The sequence below is a fragment of the Methylophaga muralis genome (assembly GCF_001720165.1).
Taxonomy (GTDB): Bacteria; Pseudomonadota; Gammaproteobacteria; order Nitrosococcales; family Methylophagaceae; genus Methylophaga; species Methylophaga muralis.
Genome location: NZ_MCRI01000039.1, coordinates 1 through 16,734, shown reverse-complemented (window position 1 = coordinate 16,734; position 16,734 = coordinate 1). Strand labels below are relative to the sequence as shown.

Genomic DNA, 16,734 nt, shown 5'->3' with positions numbered 1-16,734 from the left:
ATGGTCTTCAACGTTATCAGGATCTTTTGGAATGCAATCAACTGGACAAACTTCAACACATTGCGGCGTATCAAAATGCCCAACACATTCTGTACATAAGGCAGGATCAATTTCATAAATCTCCTCGCCTTGCGAAATGGCTCCATTAGGGCATTCCGGTTCACATACATCACAGTTAATGCATTCATCAGTAATAAACAGAGACATATTTAACTCCGGTAATTCTCTATTAAACGGCCATAAAACCGAGAAATTCTAGCGCGACTATTTCTTCACTGCCAGTTGCAGTTTTAATGCTTCTTGAACACACGGCGCGACAAATTGAGAAACATCACCGCCTAAAGCAGCTATTTGTCTGACCAGACTGGAAGAAATAAAGGTAAATTGTTCAGCAGGTGCTAAGAATAATGTTTCAACTTTCCACTGCAATCGACGATTAATTGCGGCGAGTTGCACTTCATATTCAAAATCTGAAACCGCACGTAAACCACGTATTATCACCGAGGCATTTCGCTGCATTGCATAATCAACTAACAAACCATCGAAACTGGTGATTTCTACATTCGGCAAATCACTTAAGGTTTGTTTGGCTAACGCCAGTCGCTGTTCAATGGAAAATACTGGTTTTTTACCGGTATCTGCAGCAACCGCAACAATGACTTTTTCAAATAAACGACTGGCTCGTTGAACCAGATCAGTATGCCCATGGGTAATGGGATCAAATGTTCCGGGATAAATGGCGGTAATTGACATGCCAAAACCTTATTGCATTGCAAATAAACAATATCTTACATCACCCGCTTGTTTATCTTTAATTAAATGCCAATTTTCGGGAAGCTGTTCCACATTTTGATATTTATTAGATTCCAGATACACCAAACTATCTTTATGTAATAGCTTTCTTTCTGTTAATAAATTTGCCATTTCGGACCATAAATTTGCTTGAAATGGGGGATCCAGAAACACAATATCGTATGCAGTGGTGGAAGTATTTAGAAACTGCTGGGCAGGTTGTCTGAATAACGCACATTGCTCGGCAGCTAACATTGTTTTATTAGTCTGCAATTGTTTATAAGCTTGCAGATCCAATTCAATCATATCGACGTGTTCAGCACCTCTTGAAGCCGCTTCAAAACCTAATGCGCCACTTCCGCTAAATAAATCAAGACAAACCGCCTCATACAAATGCGGTTGTAACCAATTAAACACAGTTTCGCGAATACGATCCGGGGTGGGCCTTAATCCCTCAACATCGGGGAAAGACAAGCGTCTTCCCCGCCATTGACCACCAATAATGCGTACCGACTGACGAGTTGATTTATTCAGCTTCGCCACCCACCAGAATTGTGACCATTTTTTGAGGATGAACACGTTTTTTATATGCTGCTTTTATTTGTTCAATAGTGACCGCATCAACTCTTTCATTAAAAGTATCTAAATGATTAAGCGGCAAATTATAAAAACCTATCATTGCCAGATAATCGGCAATTTTACTGTTGCTATCTAAACGCAAAGCAAAGCCACCGGTGATATTTTTTTGTGCAGCAATAAGTTGCTCTGCAGTTGGGCCTTGTTCAACAAAATCCACTAATGTCTGTTGCAAAACTTCCAGCGCCAGTTCAGCCTGATCATTGCGAGTTTGCAAACCAAACTGATAAGGCCCAGCCTCACGCATCGGCCGGAAGAAACTGTAGGCGCTGTAGGATAAACCACGCTTTTCACGAATTTCGTCACTGATAATAGACACTAAGCCACCACCACCCAGAATGTGATTCCCCACATATAACGGGAAGAAATCCGCATCATCACGAGTTAATCCAGGTTGCCCCATCAAAATCGTGGTTTGACTGGAAGGATAAGGTAGACGAACTTCTTGTGCAGTTTCCAGAGGAGCGACTTTAGGCAGAGCGGCTGCTTTTGTCCCAGCAGGCAGACTTGCAGAAATGGTTTCCGCTAACGCTTTTGCTTGATTTTTATCAGTATCTCCAACAATTACCAATACCGCATTGCTGGCGACATAATATTGTTTATAAAACTGCTCCAGGTCGGCAATGGTTATTTCATTTACCGAGGTTTCCGTGCCAATTGGCATCGCTGCGTAGGGGTGATTGGCAAATAACTGCTGATAAAAAGCTCGGTCGGCCATTGCTGAGGGGGACTGTCTTTCACCTTGCAAGCTGGTTTTCATCTGGTTGATTAGACGGGCAAACGAATCTTCAGGAAAGCTTGGTTGGCTAATCACTTCCACAAACGTGTCAATTGCAGGTTGTAAAGCATCCGCTTTGGATAATGTACGCAAACTGAATACCGCCATGTCCCGCTCTGATTCAGATTTGAATTCGGCACCAACATCATCAAAAGCAGTAGCGATTGCATCAGTATCTTTATTTTTGGTGCCCTGATTGAGCATAGAACTCGTTAACAACGCCACACCTCCTTTTGGATCGCGTGCAGCACCGGCATCAAATACCAAGCGAATATCCAGCATAGGCAGTTGTTTCGCTTCAACAAAATAGACTTGTGTGCCATTAGCCGTTTGCCAATTTTCAATTTGTGGGCTGGCAACCGCTGAAGTAGCTAATAAAAGCCCCGCTATTGAGGCAATGAACTTAACGAGCATGTGGATCTCCCGAAGTAGGACGTGGTGATGCATTGTCTGTAGCCACTGGAATCAATTCTGCAATGGTCAGACCGTCTTCAATAAAATATTTTTCCGCGACTTGCTGGACTTGCTCTGCTGTGATCGCACTGATTTTATCGGGATAGCTGTCAACCAAACGCCAATCCAATCCTACCGTTTCGAGCATGCCTAATTGCATGGCTTGATAAAACACGCTGTCGAGCTGGTAAACAGAGCTGGCGATGACCTGTGTTTTAACCCGTTGTAATTCGGCCTCGGTGACCGGCTCCGTTTTAACTTTATCAAGCTGTGCAAAAACAGCTTGTTTAACATCTTCGATAGTTTTTCCTTGAGCAGGTGTGGCTGCAATAGTAAAGATATCGTCCAAACGGGAAAACGCACTGTTATAGGCACTGACACCTGCTGCAACTTGTTGGCCGCGAACCAGTTCACGTGAGAAACGGCTACTTGCACCACCATCCAGAATTCCTGCCAGGACATCTAACGCATAAGGCTCCCATTCTTCAACCGCCGTGGTGACAACTGGTACTTTCCAGCCCATCATTAAATAAGGAAGTTCGGCTGGTGCTTTGAGTTGTAGCGTGCGCAGACCGCGTTGAGGCACTTCAACTTGTGGTTTGACGGTGGCAAGTTGCTCAGGAGCCAGCGGACCAAAATATTTCTGTGCTAATTGGTAAACTTCGTCCGGATCAACATCACCCACCACTACAACAGTAGCGTTATTGGGTGCATACCACATCTGATACCATTCACGTAGATCCTCTGGATCGTAATGATTAATATCATTCATCCAGCCAATAACCGGGTGATGATAAGGGCTGTTCATAAAGGCCATCGCATTCATGGCTTCACGTAATAAAGATCGTGGATTATCGTCGGTACGCATGCGACGCTCTTCGGCAACCACTTCACGCTCTTTTAACAACTCAGCATCATCAATGATCAGTTTGCGCATTCTTTCTGCTTCAAGCCGAAAACTGATTTCCAATCGCTCTTTTTCTAAGGTCTGGAAATAGGCCGTATAGTCACGGCCGGTAAAGGCATTTTGCGAGCCGCCATTTTCAGCAATGATTTGTGAAAATTCGTTCGGGCCCAGGTTCTCGGTGCCTTTGAACATCATGTGTTCAAGAATATGAGAAATACCGGTAATTCCATTGTGTTCGTAACTTGAACCAACTTTGTACCAGACCTGAGAAACCACTACCGGCGCTCTGTTATCCGGTTTAACCAACAATTTGAGTCCATTTTCCAGCTGATATTCACTGACTTGTGCAAAGCCAATAACAGGCACTATCAGCAGTGCCCAAACAAGTTTTTTTAAGTTGTGCATCTGCATCTCACAATTGATGACATGATAAGATTATTAATCGAACACTAACGACAAACCGAGAATATGTTTAGTTTCCTCAGAAAAAAAGCCAAACCCAGCGAAAATAACAGCGAGCAAGCAAACCTCACTGAGCAGCAGTCAGCCGCACATGATGCGGAAATTACCGCAGATACTCAAGTTGCCGACATTTCAGATAAACCAAGTTTTTTTGGTCGCCTTAAACAAGGACTGAGTCGCAGCAGCTCAAAACTGACCGAAGGTTTTGCTGATTTAGTACTGGGCAGGAAAACCATTGACGATGATCTGCTGGAAGAATTGGAAACTCAATTACTCAGTGCAGATTTGGGGATCGAAGCCACTCAAACCATCATCAATGATTTAACACAACGCGTCGCCCGCAAGCAGCTGAATGATCCACAAGCGCTATTTGCCGCCATGCATGCCGATATGGTGGATATCCTTAAACCAGTCTCAAAGCCACTACAGATTCAATCATCGTCTGGCCCTTTTGTGATCTTAATGGTGGGCATTAATGGGGTTGGCAAAACCACTACTATTGGTAAATTAGCCAAACAATTTCAGTTGCAAGGCAAAAAAGTCATGTTGGCAGCTGGCGATACCTTTCGTGCCGCAGCTGTTGAGCAGTTGCAGGTTTGGGGAGAACGTAATCAGATCCCAGTGATTGCGCAACAAAACGGCGCCGATTCAGCATCCGTTATTTTTGATGCATTACAAGCCGCCAAAGCTCGACAAATGGATATTCTTATTGCGGATACCGCAGGGCGTTTGCATACGCAATCCAATTTGATGGAAGAACTGAAAAAAGTAAAAAGAGTGATGGCCAAACTGGATGCCAATGCACCGCATGAAATAATGCTGGTTTTAGATGCCGGTACTGGACAGAATGCTTTGTCTCAAGCTGAACAATTTCATCAGGCCATAGGTTTAACTGGCATTACCCTGACTAAATTGGACGGAACCGCTAAAGGCGGAATCATTTTTGCGATAGCCAAAAAAATCGGCTTGCCCATTCGTTATATTGGTGTGGGTGAAAGCATTGATGATTTAAGAACTTTCGATGCAGAAGATTTTGTTGATGCCCTACTTGGCCGTGAAACCACACCATGATTCGTTTTGAACAGGTTTATAAACGTTACGAAAGCCAACATGAAGCACTCTCAGGCTTAAGTTTTGAGTTATTGTCCGGTGAAATGGCTTTTTTAACAGGTCACTCAGGTGCTGGCAAAAGTACCTTATTAAAACTGATTGCATTAATTGAGCGCAGTTCTCATGGTCAGGTTATCGTCAATAATCAAAATCTGAATCGGCTGCCTAAATGGAAAATACCTTACTACCGCCGCAAAATAGGTTTGGTCTTTCAAGACCATAATCTGCTGCATGATCGAACGGTGTTTGATAATGTTGCCCTACCATTAATTATTGCCGGCGAAAATCATCGTGAAATTGGCCGCCGGGTACGGGCGGCTTTGGATAAAGTTGGTTTACTCGGTAAAGAGCGCAGCTTACCAATTGCCTTGTCAGGTGGTGAACAACAGCGTGTTGGTATCGCCAGAGCTGTGGTTAATCGCCCACCGGTGCTATTAGCGGATGAGCCAACCGGAAACCTTGATCCGGAATTATCCAGAGAAATCATGTATTTGTTTGAACAGTTTAATCAGGTCGGCGTTACCGTGTTTATTGCCAGCCATGATCAGGATTTAATCAACCAGATGTCCTATCGCCATATCACGCTGCAGCACGGAAAACTTGCTGAAAATCATTCATGAAATTATTTAATATCCATAACTACCTGTTACGTCATGTGCAGGTCATGCTCTCCAGCCTTGGCGAACTATGGCGACAACCAGTGGCCACAACGATGACCTTGTTGGTTATTGGCATTGCCCTGTTATTACCTGCAGGTTTGTATATTATTCTAAAGAACGTCGAACAAGTAAGCGGTGAATGGCAACAAGCCAATCGCATTTCATTATTTTTGCAGAATGAGATGTCTGACAGACGTGGTGAGCAGCTGGCAGAACAACTGCTTACCTGGCCGGATATTACTGAAGCGTCATTTCAATCAGCGCAGCAGTCATTAAACGAGTTTCGTGAAATATCTGGTTTGCAGAGTCTGCTGGACACATTGCCGAATAACCCTTTACCAGCAGTTATCATTATTGAGCCTGAAGAAAATCAGCCTCAGGAAGCTACAGAAGCGTTGCTTGAGAGACTTGCAGCTTTACCCGAAGTGGATTTAGCTCAACTCGATATGCAGTGGTTGCAACGTCTTCGTAGCATTAATGAAACTGGTCAACGTGGTATCAGTATCCTGGCCATTTTATTGTCGTTAAGTGTGTTGCTGGTTATTGGCAATACCATCCGTCTTGCTATTCTTAATCGTCAAACGGAAATTCGTGTTATTAAATTAGTTGGCGGTACCAATGCGTTTGTCAGACGACCTTTTTTATATACCGGGATGTGGTATGGCCTGCTTGGTGGAGTGTTAGCCTGGGTGACGTTATTAATAAGTCTGCTCATCATCAGCGGACCGATTGATGATCTGGCCGCGTTATATGACAGTCAATTCAAACTTCAATGGTTTGCTGGGCAAATGTTATTTGGTTTGCCGCTTTGCGGATTATTGCTCGGTGTGATGGGCGCTTGGCTAGCCGTGAGTAGACATTTGAGCGCAATTGAGCCAAGCTAGGTAGATAAAGAAACTTTCCATACCAATGGTATTCTAATAGGTACTTTTTATTATTCTATTTGGTAAAATGAAATAGGTTTTCTCAGGGAGAACGCATACATGACAACACATGCAGCCCAATATCAACTTGCCACTGCACCTATTGGCAATCTGGATGCATATACAAATCTTGTGCATCAGATTCCCGTTTTAACGGCTGAAGAAGAGCACGATTTAGCAACACGCCTTCAACAAAATGGCGATCTTGAAGCAGCACAACGTCTGGTTCTGTCACATTTACGTTTTGTAGTTCGTATTGCCAAAGGCTACAGCGGTTATGGTTTACCTGTTGCCGATTTGATTCAGGAAGGTAATATCGGCTTGATGAAAGCGGTTAAACGCTTTGACGCGGAAAAAGGCGTCCGCCTTGTTTCATTTGCTGTGCATTGGATTCGTGCTGAAATTCATGAGTACGTTATTCGTAACTGGCGCATCGTTAAAATCGCTACCACTAAAGCACAACGTAAATTGTTCTTTAATCTGCGTAGTGCCAAACAACGTCTGGGTTGGCTGAATCAAGATGAAATTGAAGCGGTCGCCGAAGATCTCGGTGTGACCGCGGCCAATGTTATCGATATGGAACGTCGACTGGCCCAACCGGATACATCATTTGATTTGCCAGTAGATAATGATGATGACGAATCCAGTTATTCACCTGCAGCTTATTTAGCTGCCGCAGATAACAGCGATCCATCAAAGCAATTGGAACAAGATGATTATGCTGAATTTCAGCAGCAGAAACTGGTAAATGCATTAGCCACATTAGATGATAGAAGTCGCGATATTATCAGCAGCGCTGGCTACATGATAATGATAAAGCCACGCTGCATACCTTAGCTGAGCAGTATCAGGTTTCCGCTGAACGGATCCGGCAAATTGAAAATAATGCGATGAAAAAACTTCGCCTTTTAATGGACTAAATGCCAAGCACAAAAAAGCCCGCCAACCTTTCGGAAAGCGGGCTTTTTTTTATTCAAACTTAACGTTCGAGCAAAGGTGTTTTGTTAGGTTTGCCATCCCACTCTTCAGCATCGTCGAGAGGATCTTTTTTCTCCGATAAAACCGGCCAGACTTGAGATAATTCTGCATTAATCTGCAGAAATTCCATTTGCTCATCCGGTAAATCATCCTCAGAAAAAATAGCTTCTGCAGGACATTCAGGTTCACATAGAGTGCAATCTATACATTCATCAGGATCAATAACCAAAAAGTTAGGACCTTCGTGAAAACAGTCTACTGGGCAGACATCAACACAATCAGTATATTTACATTTAATACAGTTTTCAGTGACAACAAAGGTCATGGTGAAATCTCCACAAATACAATTTTTTACAGGCCAGACCTGTCAGAACGTTCGACATTCTACATGATTTACCACTGTTCTGGGCAATGAAGATAATTACGGTATGATCATCTTCAATAACCAGATAAACCATCTGCAACAGGATGACCCAATGATAAGAAAAATTTTTATTCTAGCCGTATTTATCAGTGCTTTTGTGATCAGCACTGCTTTTGCCGCATTTAATATGCAGGCGGTATCACTGGATTTGTTTTTCGTTGAATGGCACTTGCCTTTAGCCATTCTGTTAATTGCTGTCTTACTGCTGGGATTGATGCTCGGTGCAACTTTAATTGGGCTTAGCACCATTCGAATACGCTATGAAAATCATCGTTTAGTCAGCAAATTACAAAACGCCGAACAAGAACTAAACAGCTTACGCATCTTGCCTGTACGCAGCAGCCATTAGGCCAACATAATGATGATGCAATGGTTATTTTTGTTATTGCCAGTCGCGGCACTGTCCGGTTGGATTTTGGCCAAGCGACATTATCAACGTCATCCCCAAAAGCATGTTAAGGCATTTAATCCAGAATATTTCAAAGGATTGAACTACCTTCTTAACGAACAACCCGATAAAGCCATTGATGTGTTTATCGGCTTACTTGAAGTAAATAGCGAAACCGTCGAAACGCATCTGGCCTTAGCTAATCTGTTCCGTCGTCGCGGTGAAACTGAACGCGCGATACGAATTCATCAAAACTTAATCGCCCGGCCAAGCTTGCATGGCGAACAACGTTTGCAAGCCATGGTGGAATTAGGTCTCGATTATATGCATGCAGGAGTTTTAGACCGTGCTGAGCATCTATTTTTAGAACTATTACAACAACCAAATCCGCATCCGCAAGCGGCAAAACAATTAATGCGTATTTACCAGCAAGAAAAAAAATGGGCTCAAGCGATTGAGATGGGCAAACAGATCGATGCCAGTAAAACAGGTCAGGTCAGACCTTTGATTGCCCAATTTTATTGTGAGCAGGCAGAGCAACATGCCAATCAAGATAGACATGAAGCTTTTACCATGCTGAAACAAGCGTTATTTCAGGATCCGAATTGCGTTCGCGCAAGTCTGCTTGAAGCCAGGCTTTACCTCGCTATCAACCAACCACGTAAAGCTCTTGATGCGTTGCAAAATATCGAACAACAAAATCCTGCATTTCTCTCAGAGGCTTTGCCCTATTGGCATAAGGCATATCAGCAGCTCGCAGATCTACCCGCATTAAGGGACAAGTTATCTCAATTGATTACCCGCCATCCCAATATGACCTCAGCCCGAATTATGCTGACAAATATTATTGCAGAGCTAGAAAGCACCAAGGCTGCCCAACAATTTCTTTACGAGCAATTACATCATCACCCTTCAGTCGAGGGCCTACATACCCTGATTAAATTGGGTGAAAACAATCAAATTGCACTGATTCCGTTGATTGATCGCATCACCCGTACAATGGTGGAAAAGGGTGATCGCTATACCTGCAAAAACTGCGGTTTCTCTGGTAAAACCATGCACTGGTTATGTCCGGGCTGTGCCAAATGGGGTACAGTCCGGCCGACTGAAATTCATCTTACCGCCTTGGAAAAACTACTGGATTCAGCTTCATGAGTAAAATACGCATTTATCACAACACACGCTGCAGCAAATCACGCGAAACTTTAGCATTGTTGGAAAACCAGCAACACGATATTGATATTATCGATTATCTGAAAACACCTCCGACACCAGACTAGTTAACCGTGATTTTGCAACAACTTAAGATGCGCCCCAGGCAATTATTACGCTCTAAAGAAACGCTGTATAAAGAACTTCAGCTGGATAATGACAAATTATCTGATCAACAGTTGATCGAAACCATGTGCGCCAACCCTAAACTTATTGAACGTCCCATCGTCATAAAAAACAATCAAGCCATTATTGGTCGGTCACCTGAAGCCATATTAAATATCCTTTGAGAACCCAACATGCATGAGATTTTGATCCTTTATTACAGCCAGTCCGGTCAGGTTAAAGCCATGGCAGAACAAATTGCCCGAGGCGTGGAAAAACACCCGCAATGTATTGCCAGAATTCGGACCGTGCCTAAAATCTCTAGCGTGTGTGAAGCTACTGAAGAAGCTATTCCTTCCTCAGGGCATCTTTACGCGACCGCAGCTGATTTACAGGAATGTGCCGCTCTTATCCTCGGTAGCCCAACGCGTTTTGGGAATATGGCGTCAGCACTAAAATATTTTATCGATAGTACCAGTGATAGTTGGTTATCCGGCACATTAAGTGGCAAGCCTGCAGCAGTGTTTACCTCAACCGGCAGTTTGCATGGTGGACAGGAATCAACATTGTTATCGATGATGTTACCGCTGTTACATCACGGCATGGTGATAAGCGGACTGCCTTATACTGAAGCGGCATTAATGACGACACAAACAGGTGGAACGCCTTATGGTGCTAGCCATTTTGCTGGTGTAGATAACAAACTATCACTGAGTCAGGAAGAAATTGACCTCTGCCAGGCATTAGGCCTGAGAGTGGCAGAACTCGCAGTAAGGCTAGCCAAATGAATTTAGTTCGAAACCTTAGAATGATTTCGTTAATCAGTTTTTTTGGACTGATGGTTACTTTATTGATTTGGATTTTAATCGCCGAACACAGTGAAAACTTTCCGGTAGCAGCATGGCTGATCATTGGGGTTATGCCTTTATTGTTTCCAATGCGAGGCATCCTTTACGGTAAAACTTACACCCACGCCTGGGCCAGTTTTTTAATGTTGTTTTATATCGCACACGGTATCGGCGAGCTTTACAGCCGTGATGCAGTTATTTGGTATCCGTTATTTGAAGTGATATTCAGTAGCAGTTTTTTTATAGCGGCGAACCTCTATATTCGTGCCTTTGCAAAATTGCGAAAGAACGCACAGACTTAATCCATGAATAGTGTTGAAATGACTGTGAATTTTAGGGGGTTCAAATGAGCACAATTCCAGCCATCCAATCAGCTTTTCAAGGCATTCAGAGTGGCATGCAAAGCATGAATAAAAATGCATTTGCGGTGGCCAGCGAATCCACCAAAGGTGGTGATATGGTGACCCCATTAGTAAATATGAACAGTGATAAATTTCAAGTTCAGGCTTCTGCTAAAGCATTACAAATTAGCTCCGACACACTGGGCACATTGCTCGATATCAAAGTCTAAATTTATCTTTCTTTGATTCTATTCCAGGTAATACTGGCGAAAAAAAGACTTTTGACGCTACACTATAGTCGTTAATGACTACGAAGCCCTATTTTGAGTTTACCTCCATACGTTGCGCTCAACGAAACTAGCATCCGCCAAGCGCTTAGTCCCGATGTTCTTCAGCAAATTGATAGTCTTCAGGTTTTCTCTGAAGTCACTTCGACCAATGATATTCTCTGGCAACAATCTCAAAGCGGAATTAAAGGTATTGCCATATGTATGGCAGAAATGCAGACCGCTGGTCGCGGACGTCGTGGAAGCCAGTGGGTTTCCCCTGCTACGGGCAATATTTATCTGTCAATAATGCGTCCGCTCAATGTCGAATCGGTACGCAATGGCCTGAGCATCGCGATTGGCATTGCTCTAATCAATACTCTTCTTGAACTGGGGATCGAAGACTTACAACTGAAATGGCCTAATGATGTTTTACATAAGCGGCGTAAACTTGCAGGAATTCTTGTAGAATCACGTTACGGAAGCCAAAACTACGTTACCGTCGGCATCGGCTTGAACCTCTCACTACCGGACAATATACAGACTGCCATCCCTCAGCCTATTATCAGCCTGGAGCAACTTTGTAACCCGCTCCCCTGTCGCAATCGGCTGGCAGCCAAAATAATTCAAAATATGATTGAAACTTTAGAGCTATTTTCTCATCGTGGTCTTAACGACTTTTTGCCGTTATGGCCGCAATATGATGCCTTGCATAATCAAGCCATCAATATCATCAGTGAAGACGGTCAATTTACCGCGCTTGCTTGTGGTATCAACGAACAAGGTGAATTACGTTATATGCGCGACCAGCAAGTTGCTTACTTGTCCAACAGCCACCTCAGTATCAGGTTTGCTTCATGATCTTATTAGTCGATATTGGTAATAGTCAGATTAAATGGACCACCATACAATCCAAAGTCTTGGCTGAATCACAGAACTTCGCCCGACCTAAGACAGGCATCAAAGCAGCCTTGAACAAAGCCTGGAAATCTCTAGAAGAGATCGAAGCTGTTTTTGTCAGCAATGTAGCCGGTGAGAAAATAGCAACTCAACTCATCGACTGGATCGAAAAACAATGGCAACTTACACCTGTATTTGTTCAAAGTGAGAAAAGACGTTTTGGTGTCACTAATGCTTATGATCAGGCCGAGACCTTGGGTGTTGATCGCTGGTTAGCAATCGTTGCCGGTCGCCAGCATGCCAGAGAAGCCACTTGTATTATTGATTGCGGCACCGCGATTACTGTCGACATTGTCACTGAAAAAGGTATGCATCAAGGTGGGTTAATTCTGCCTGGATTATCTCTGATGAAACAAATGCTCACCGATAACACGGATGCTTTAAAAGATGTGGCGCAGGAAAGTGAGTTTAAATTATTGGCAAGCAACACTCACAGCGCCATTCAAGCTGGAACGCTGTATATGGTGACCGCTACTTTGGAAAGCCTCATCAATGATCTGCAACAAAATTTCAAAAATGAAATTCGCTTTTTGATTACTGGTGGTGATGCAAGTGAGTTAATTCCGTTACTTCCTCAACCACTTAATCATGAGCCGGATCTCGTGCTTAAAGGATTGGCGCAATACGCCAGACAAACTAATCAACGTCAGCAGAATAAATCCGCAAAAGAAACAGAATCGTCGACAGATGAAAATACTGAAGAAGATTCACCAGCATTGCCAGAAACCACGAACTGAGATAAGCTTTCGCCCCCTTATAGGAGAACTGGCCGAGTGGTTGAAGGCGCACGCCTGGAAAGTGTGTATAGGTTAATAGCCTATCGAGGGTTCGAATCCCTCGTTCTCCGCCAAATAAACACAAGATATTGACGCCAAATAGATTCTTTCCAAGTCATAGCCAACCCGCTGTTTTGATACAAAAGGTTGCTACAAAATGGCAAAAACGCCCTACCTTAACCGACGCGGCAACAATCTCTTCTTCCGCATTGTCGTTCCTGCTGAACTTCGACCACTGACCGGTCAACGGGAAATTACCAAATCCCTTCGCACCCAAAAATATAGTGATGCTGTGCCAATTGCTTTGCGATTGGCTGGTGTGGTTAAAGACGTTTTTAATAGGCTTCGGTTCGTGACGGATAAAAATGAAATTGATGCTCTAATTGCGCTCATGCAACTAGACGCGATCGATGAAGACAGACAAACTGAGTTGAAACTCGCTTTACAGCGTGAAATAGAGTTGAACAAGGGCATGTCCATTGAACAGCTCATCCGCCAGCACAGATTGAAACACCGGCTTCACGAACAGCAAGATAACCATATTTCAACACTTGCCTCACAACGCTCTGCGCATTTGACCGAACTGCAAATGCAACAGCGTAAATACGATGAAATCAACACAATTAAGGATGAAGTAATTAAAGGTCTCGGGGTGGCGGCAACCTTAAACCCAGATGTCACTCTTCCGCCTATAACAATCCCAGATTCAAGTGTTATGTTATCTGAAGCCATCGAAAGTTATATTGCTCATTACGCCACACTTGGCAAACGTGAAATGCTTGAGAAGATCAAATCCACCGTCCAAGTTTTGTTTCTGGAAATAATCGGTGACAAACCAATCAACAAATTGAGTAAACGTGACCTCACCAACTTTTTTAATGAGGTACAGAAGCTGCCACGCACCTGGAAATCAGATCACCAGAAAGGCATGAGCGTTAAAGATATTATTACCAAAAATGAAGGAAAGCCTGGTTTATCAGAAAACACTATTAAGACCCCATACAAAGCAGCATTAGCTGGCTTCCTTGGGTGGTCTTATAGTCAGCTATTTGAGGATGGCTTTCCTCCCCTCCAAATTACCAAACATGACATTACCTATCGTGGCGTTAAACGTGCTGGTGATGGTAACCAGCGAAACTTTAAACCCTCAGAGCTGCAAAGAATGTTTGAAGCCCCTGAAATGAAGTATTTCGCAACGACGAAGGCTGAACTCCATAAATATTGGTTGCTTCACATTGGCCTATTCACTGGTGCCAGGATCAATGAGATTTGTCAGCTAAATCCTCAAGAAGATATATACGAAGCCAATGGCGTTTGGTGCTTCAAATTTACCGAAGATACCGAAGCTGATGAGGATGTTGTAAAAAGCATCAAGAAAACGACGACTAGACTGTGTCCTATTCACAGTAAGTTGATTGAGCTCGGCTTCTTAAACTATGTGGCTTTTCTCCGAGAGCAAAAGGTAAAAAGAATGTTCCCGGCATGGCGAGTGATTAATGGTAACGCTGCAGCAAAGGCTGGACAATGGTTCAGCGAACACCTCAACAAACTCGGTCTCAGAGATGAGACCATCGGCAAAAGAATTGCCGGATTTCATGCCTTCCGACATACTTTCATTACCCATGCCGAGAACCATGACATCCCTAAATACTTTGCCATTTCTGGGCATGTGGACAAAAATGTGCCTGACAGCGCACGCGCCTACATACATGGCAAGGATGAGATCAAACTTCGGGAGATCATCGAAGCATTCGATTTTGGCTTAAATTTCCACAAACCTGTGTCTCCGGAGTAGTTATGTGGAGGAATCATTCGGGAAAGGCTTGCGCTTAGCGTGCCAACCGATAATGGCATTGGACGTCCATGTCCAAACTCCACAAGCGATTCTGATTATCAAGCTTTAGACGAATCAGTTTCTGACTGCATCCTGGCAACTAAATCATCACTGGCTCTCGCAAATATACCTGAGCTAACAAGGTACTGAAATCCAGCGTGCCGAAGTGATTTTCGGTAATTTTTCTCCATGTTGGTATCTCTTTTTTTATCCAATGTTAACGGTAAAAATAGTGCATCATAAGCATCAGCCAACTTGACACTCTGCTGTGTTGGGTCAGTTAAGATGATTTGAGATTCCCGGTGCATTTTACTTGTCACTTCATTAAGAGCTGTTTCACCAATTTTCAAATGTCGATAATCAGGTGAAATATCCAGACGCTCAATAATAAGCACATTGCCTGCCCAGTTTTCCAAGCATTCGTAATATTGCTGTGCTTTTATGTTTTTGACCGTTTTAATCGAATCGTAAATTGTATGAGCATAGTTTGAGAGGGCGAACAAATCTTCTATCTGTCCCTGTTTATCATGTCGCCATCTTGACAAATCTAATAGTAAAAACCTGACATCACCCACTGGCCTTGCCATCCCCATTGTTGGCGACGCCAGAAAAATCTCTGCCGAATAATGCTGTAAATAGACAAACTGTGGGTTGTCTGCGGCAATCCAAGCCGAGTCAACACTAAGAAACACTATTGCGTCATGTTCATCGTTAAACAATGCCATGTTCATCTCCTCAATTGAAAGCCTACCCGAAGAAATTTCGAGCAGTACACAATCAAGTATAGAAATGGCTGGGCTTAATCTGACTGCGAAAACATGCCCGCACAGCTTCGCTGAAACGTTATTTTGAAAGCGTTATATAAACATTTAGATATTTTCTCTTCCGGACAACGTTTTTTTCATTTATACGAAAAAGAATTAACGCTACAACCCGCACCATAGCTGATATTTAGCTAAAAACAGACTACTCCATGAGTGTCGTTTTAAAGCGTTTAGAGTGCCGCACGTATAGGGTTATTAGGTAAGCACCTAAAAGTCGATTAGAGGATCACCCAGAGAGTTCTGGGGATACCTTAAAAGCCAGCTAGTGAGTCATTAAGTGAACCTATCAGAGGGAGTGTAAATCATCCCCGAAAAAGAGCATCCAGTACCGAGGACACTCCCCCCCCCGGAAACCACATAAAAAGTCCTAGGTGGGCCAAAGTGCTTGAAGGGGGATGCTGTTAATAAAAATCACCTCCCGGCAAAACAGCCTTATAGAGGCCGCACCGCTTTTTTATTGGTCAACTTGTTACGAAGGACTTAACTGCCTGAATATGGGTGTTGGGTGTTGGGTGTTGGGTGTTGGGTGTTGGGTGTTGGGTGTTGGGTGTTGGGTGTTGGGTGTTGGGTAGTTTATCCCTTAAGTGTTAATTAATTACTTAAGGTTATTAATACATCCGGTAAGTAGTAGGCACAATTCCCCTAACCCAGTCAGTGACCAGGTTAGTTTAATCAGCCCCTTACCGAATAGACATCCGTATAAGACAGGGGACGTGACCTCATCGCATTTTGTCTTGTTGATTCGGTTAGTCATGAGGCGACCGAAAACAACTCACCAGCCCGACTGCAATGACCTCTTTCGAGGCAACTCCGTCTGTGCGCTCTATTGCTGGACCCTTCTGAGCGCTATCACAATCACAGTGATTACTTCAATGATGCCCGAACGTTCAGATCTACCGATAAAGCATCAAGGTTTAACTTGTGGATAAGTTATCAGTTACTTACTTTAAAAGTCAACCAAACCCTTTAACTGCAATGGTTTACGTTCAACTGATATATACTAATGAATTAGTATATTTACTATTTAACACTACAAATTAAACCAACAAATATATCAA

Annotated in this window: 20 protein-coding genes, 1 tRNA gene and 1 pseudogene; 15 read left to right on the top strand and 7 right to left on the bottom strand. The window is 43.4% G+C overall.

Annotated elements, in window-relative coordinates; genetic code table 11:
• The 5 genes from A9E74_RS11905 to A9E74_RS11885 all read right to left on the bottom strand — a co-directional run.
• The coding region (locus tag A9E74_RS11905) for a YfhL family 4Fe-4S dicluster ferredoxin (protein ID WP_069296837.1) at nt 1–207 on the bottom strand (207 nt) is incomplete at its 3' end.
• A 57-nt stretch (nt 208–264) separates the two neighbouring features.
• Nucleotides 265–753 (bottom strand): pantetheine-phosphate adenylyltransferase, encoded by a 489-nt coding sequence (gene coaD / locus A9E74_RS11900; protein ID WP_069296836.1) that lies wholly within the window; start codon nt 751–753, stop codon nt 265–267.
• Nucleotides 754–762: 9 nt separating this feature from the next.
• Nucleotides 763–1,371 carry a 16S rRNA (guanine(966)-N(2))-methyltransferase RsmD gene (rsmD, locus tag A9E74_RS11895; protein ID WP_245652160.1) on the bottom strand — a complete coding sequence of 203 codons (609 nt, stop codon included), beginning with the start codon at nt 1,369–1,371 and terminating at the stop codon, nt 763–765.
• The gene (locus A9E74_RS11890; RefSeq protein WP_069296834.1) at nt 1,319–2,620 is read right to left on the bottom strand and encodes a M16 family metallopeptidase; all 1,302 of its coding nucleotides are present in this window, start codon (nt 2,618–2,620) and stop codon (nt 1,319–1,321) included. Before A9E74_RS11890 ends, rsmD begins: the two co-directional genes overlap by 53 nt.
• Nucleotides 2,610–3,971 carry a M16 family metallopeptidase gene (locus A9E74_RS11885; protein ID WP_069296839.1) on the bottom strand — a complete coding sequence of 454 codons (1,362 nt, stop codon included), beginning with the start codon at nt 3,969–3,971 and terminating at the stop codon, nt 2,610–2,612. The genes A9E74_RS11890 and A9E74_RS11885 overlap by 11 nt, the downstream gene beginning before the upstream one ends.
• 63 nt (nt 3,972–4,034) lie before the next feature.
• Here A9E74_RS11885 and ftsY point away from each other — a divergent pair, with 63 nt between their 5' ends.
• The 4 genes and pseudogenes from ftsY to rpoH all read left to right on the top strand — a co-directional run bounded on the left by ftsY (nt 4,035) and on the right by rpoH (nt 7,640).
• Complete coding sequence (gene ftsY, locus A9E74_RS11880; protein ID WP_069296833.1) at nt 4,035–5,099, top strand: signal recognition particle-docking protein FtsY; 1,065 nt, start codon at nt 4,035–4,037, stop codon at nt 5,097–5,099.
• Entirely contained in the window at nt 5,096–5,758 is a 663-nt protein-coding gene (gene ftsE / locus A9E74_RS11875; RefSeq protein ID WP_069296832.1) for a cell division ATP-binding protein FtsE, read from the top strand. Before ftsY ends, ftsE begins: the two co-directional genes overlap by 4 nt.
• Nucleotides 5,755–6,681 (top strand): permease-like cell division protein FtsX, encoded by a 927-nt coding sequence (gene ftsX / locus A9E74_RS11870; RefSeq protein WP_069296831.1) that lies wholly within the window; start codon nt 5,755–5,757, stop codon nt 6,679–6,681. Before ftsE ends, ftsX begins: the two co-directional genes overlap by 4 nt.
• A gap of 99 nt (nt 6,682–6,780) precedes the next feature.
• Nucleotides 6,781–7,640: pseudogene (gene rpoH, locus A9E74_RS11865) on the top strand (RNA polymerase sigma factor RpoH).
• Between the two features lie 59 nt (nt 7,641–7,699).
• Here the strand turns inward: rpoH and fdxA are convergent.
• Complete coding sequence (fdxA, locus tag A9E74_RS11860) at nt 7,700–8,023, bottom strand: ferredoxin FdxA (protein WP_069296830.1); 324 nt, start codon at nt 8,021–8,023, stop codon at nt 7,700–7,702.
• Between the two features lie 151 nt (nt 8,024–8,174).
• On the opposite strand from fdxA, the gene A9E74_RS11855 reads away from it, so the two are divergent.
• The 11 genes from A9E74_RS11855 (at nt 8,175) to A9E74_RS11810 (ending at nt 14,813) form a co-directional block, all read left to right on the top strand.
• Nucleotides 8,175–8,471 (top strand): lipopolysaccharide assembly protein LapA domain-containing protein, encoded by a 297-nt coding sequence (locus A9E74_RS11855; RefSeq protein WP_069296829.1) that lies wholly within the window; start codon nt 8,175–8,177, stop codon nt 8,469–8,471.
• Between the two features lie 9 nt (nt 8,472–8,480).
• Nucleotides 8,481–9,665, top strand: a complete 1,185-nt coding sequence (gene lapB, locus A9E74_RS11850) for a lipopolysaccharide assembly protein LapB (protein WP_245652159.1) — start codon at nt 8,481–8,483, stop codon at nt 9,663–9,665.
• On the top strand, nt 9,662–9,790 hold the full coding sequence (locus tag A9E74_RS15020; protein WP_342670184.1) for a thioredoxin domain-containing protein: 129 nt from the start codon (nt 9,662–9,664) through the stop codon (nt 9,788–9,790). Before lapB ends, A9E74_RS15020 begins: the two co-directional genes overlap by 4 nt.
• Nucleotides 9,791–9,817: 27 nt before the next feature.
• Nucleotides 9,818–10,012: an ArsC/Spx/MgsR family protein gene (locus A9E74_RS15015; protein WP_342670183.1), complete on the top strand. Its 195-nt coding sequence runs from the start codon at nt 9,818–9,820 to the stop codon at nt 10,010–10,012.
• Nucleotides 10,013–10,021: 9 nt separating this feature from the next.
• Complete coding sequence (wrbA, locus tag A9E74_RS11840; RefSeq protein ID WP_069296828.1) at nt 10,022–10,615, top strand: NAD(P)H:quinone oxidoreductase; 594 nt, start codon at nt 10,022–10,024, stop codon at nt 10,613–10,615.
• Nucleotides 10,612–10,977 (top strand): DUF2069 domain-containing protein, encoded by a 366-nt coding sequence (locus A9E74_RS11835; RefSeq protein ID WP_069296827.1) that lies wholly within the window; start codon nt 10,612–10,614, stop codon nt 10,975–10,977. Before wrbA ends, A9E74_RS11835 begins: the two co-directional genes overlap by 4 nt.
• A 44-nt stretch (nt 10,978–11,021) precedes the next feature.
• On the top strand, nt 11,022–11,246 hold the full coding sequence (locus tag A9E74_RS11830) for a hypothetical protein (RefSeq protein ID WP_069296826.1): 225 nt from the start codon (nt 11,022–11,024) through the stop codon (nt 11,244–11,246).
• Nucleotides 11,247–11,339: 93 nt separating this feature from the next.
• Nucleotides 11,340–12,143 carry a biotin--[acetyl-CoA-carboxylase] ligase gene (locus tag A9E74_RS11825; protein WP_069296825.1) on the top strand — a complete coding sequence of 268 codons (804 nt, stop codon included), beginning with the start codon at nt 11,340–11,342 and terminating at the stop codon, nt 12,141–12,143.
• Nucleotides 12,140–12,979: a type III pantothenate kinase gene (locus tag A9E74_RS11820; protein ID WP_069296824.1), complete on the top strand. Its 840-nt coding sequence runs from the start codon at nt 12,140–12,142 to the stop codon at nt 12,977–12,979. The genes A9E74_RS11825 and A9E74_RS11820 overlap by 4 nt, the downstream gene beginning before the upstream one ends.
• A 22-nt stretch (nt 12,980–13,001) precedes the next feature.
• A tRNA-Ser gene (locus A9E74_RS11815) sits at nt 13,002–13,092 on the top strand.
• Between the two features lie 83 nt (nt 13,093–13,175).
• Nucleotides 13,176–14,813 carry a site-specific integrase gene (locus tag A9E74_RS11810; RefSeq protein ID WP_069296823.1) on the top strand — a complete coding sequence of 546 codons (1,638 nt, stop codon included), beginning with the start codon at nt 13,176–13,178 and terminating at the stop codon, nt 14,811–14,813.
• A 98-nt stretch (nt 14,814–14,911) separates the two neighbouring features.
• On the opposite strand, the gene A9E74_RS11805 is transcribed toward A9E74_RS11810, so the two are convergent.
• Nucleotides 14,912–15,577 (bottom strand): hypothetical protein, encoded by a 666-nt coding sequence (locus A9E74_RS11805; RefSeq protein WP_069296822.1) that lies wholly within the window; start codon nt 15,575–15,577, stop codon nt 14,912–14,914.
• Nucleotides 15,578–16,734: the final 1,157 nt, after the last annotated feature.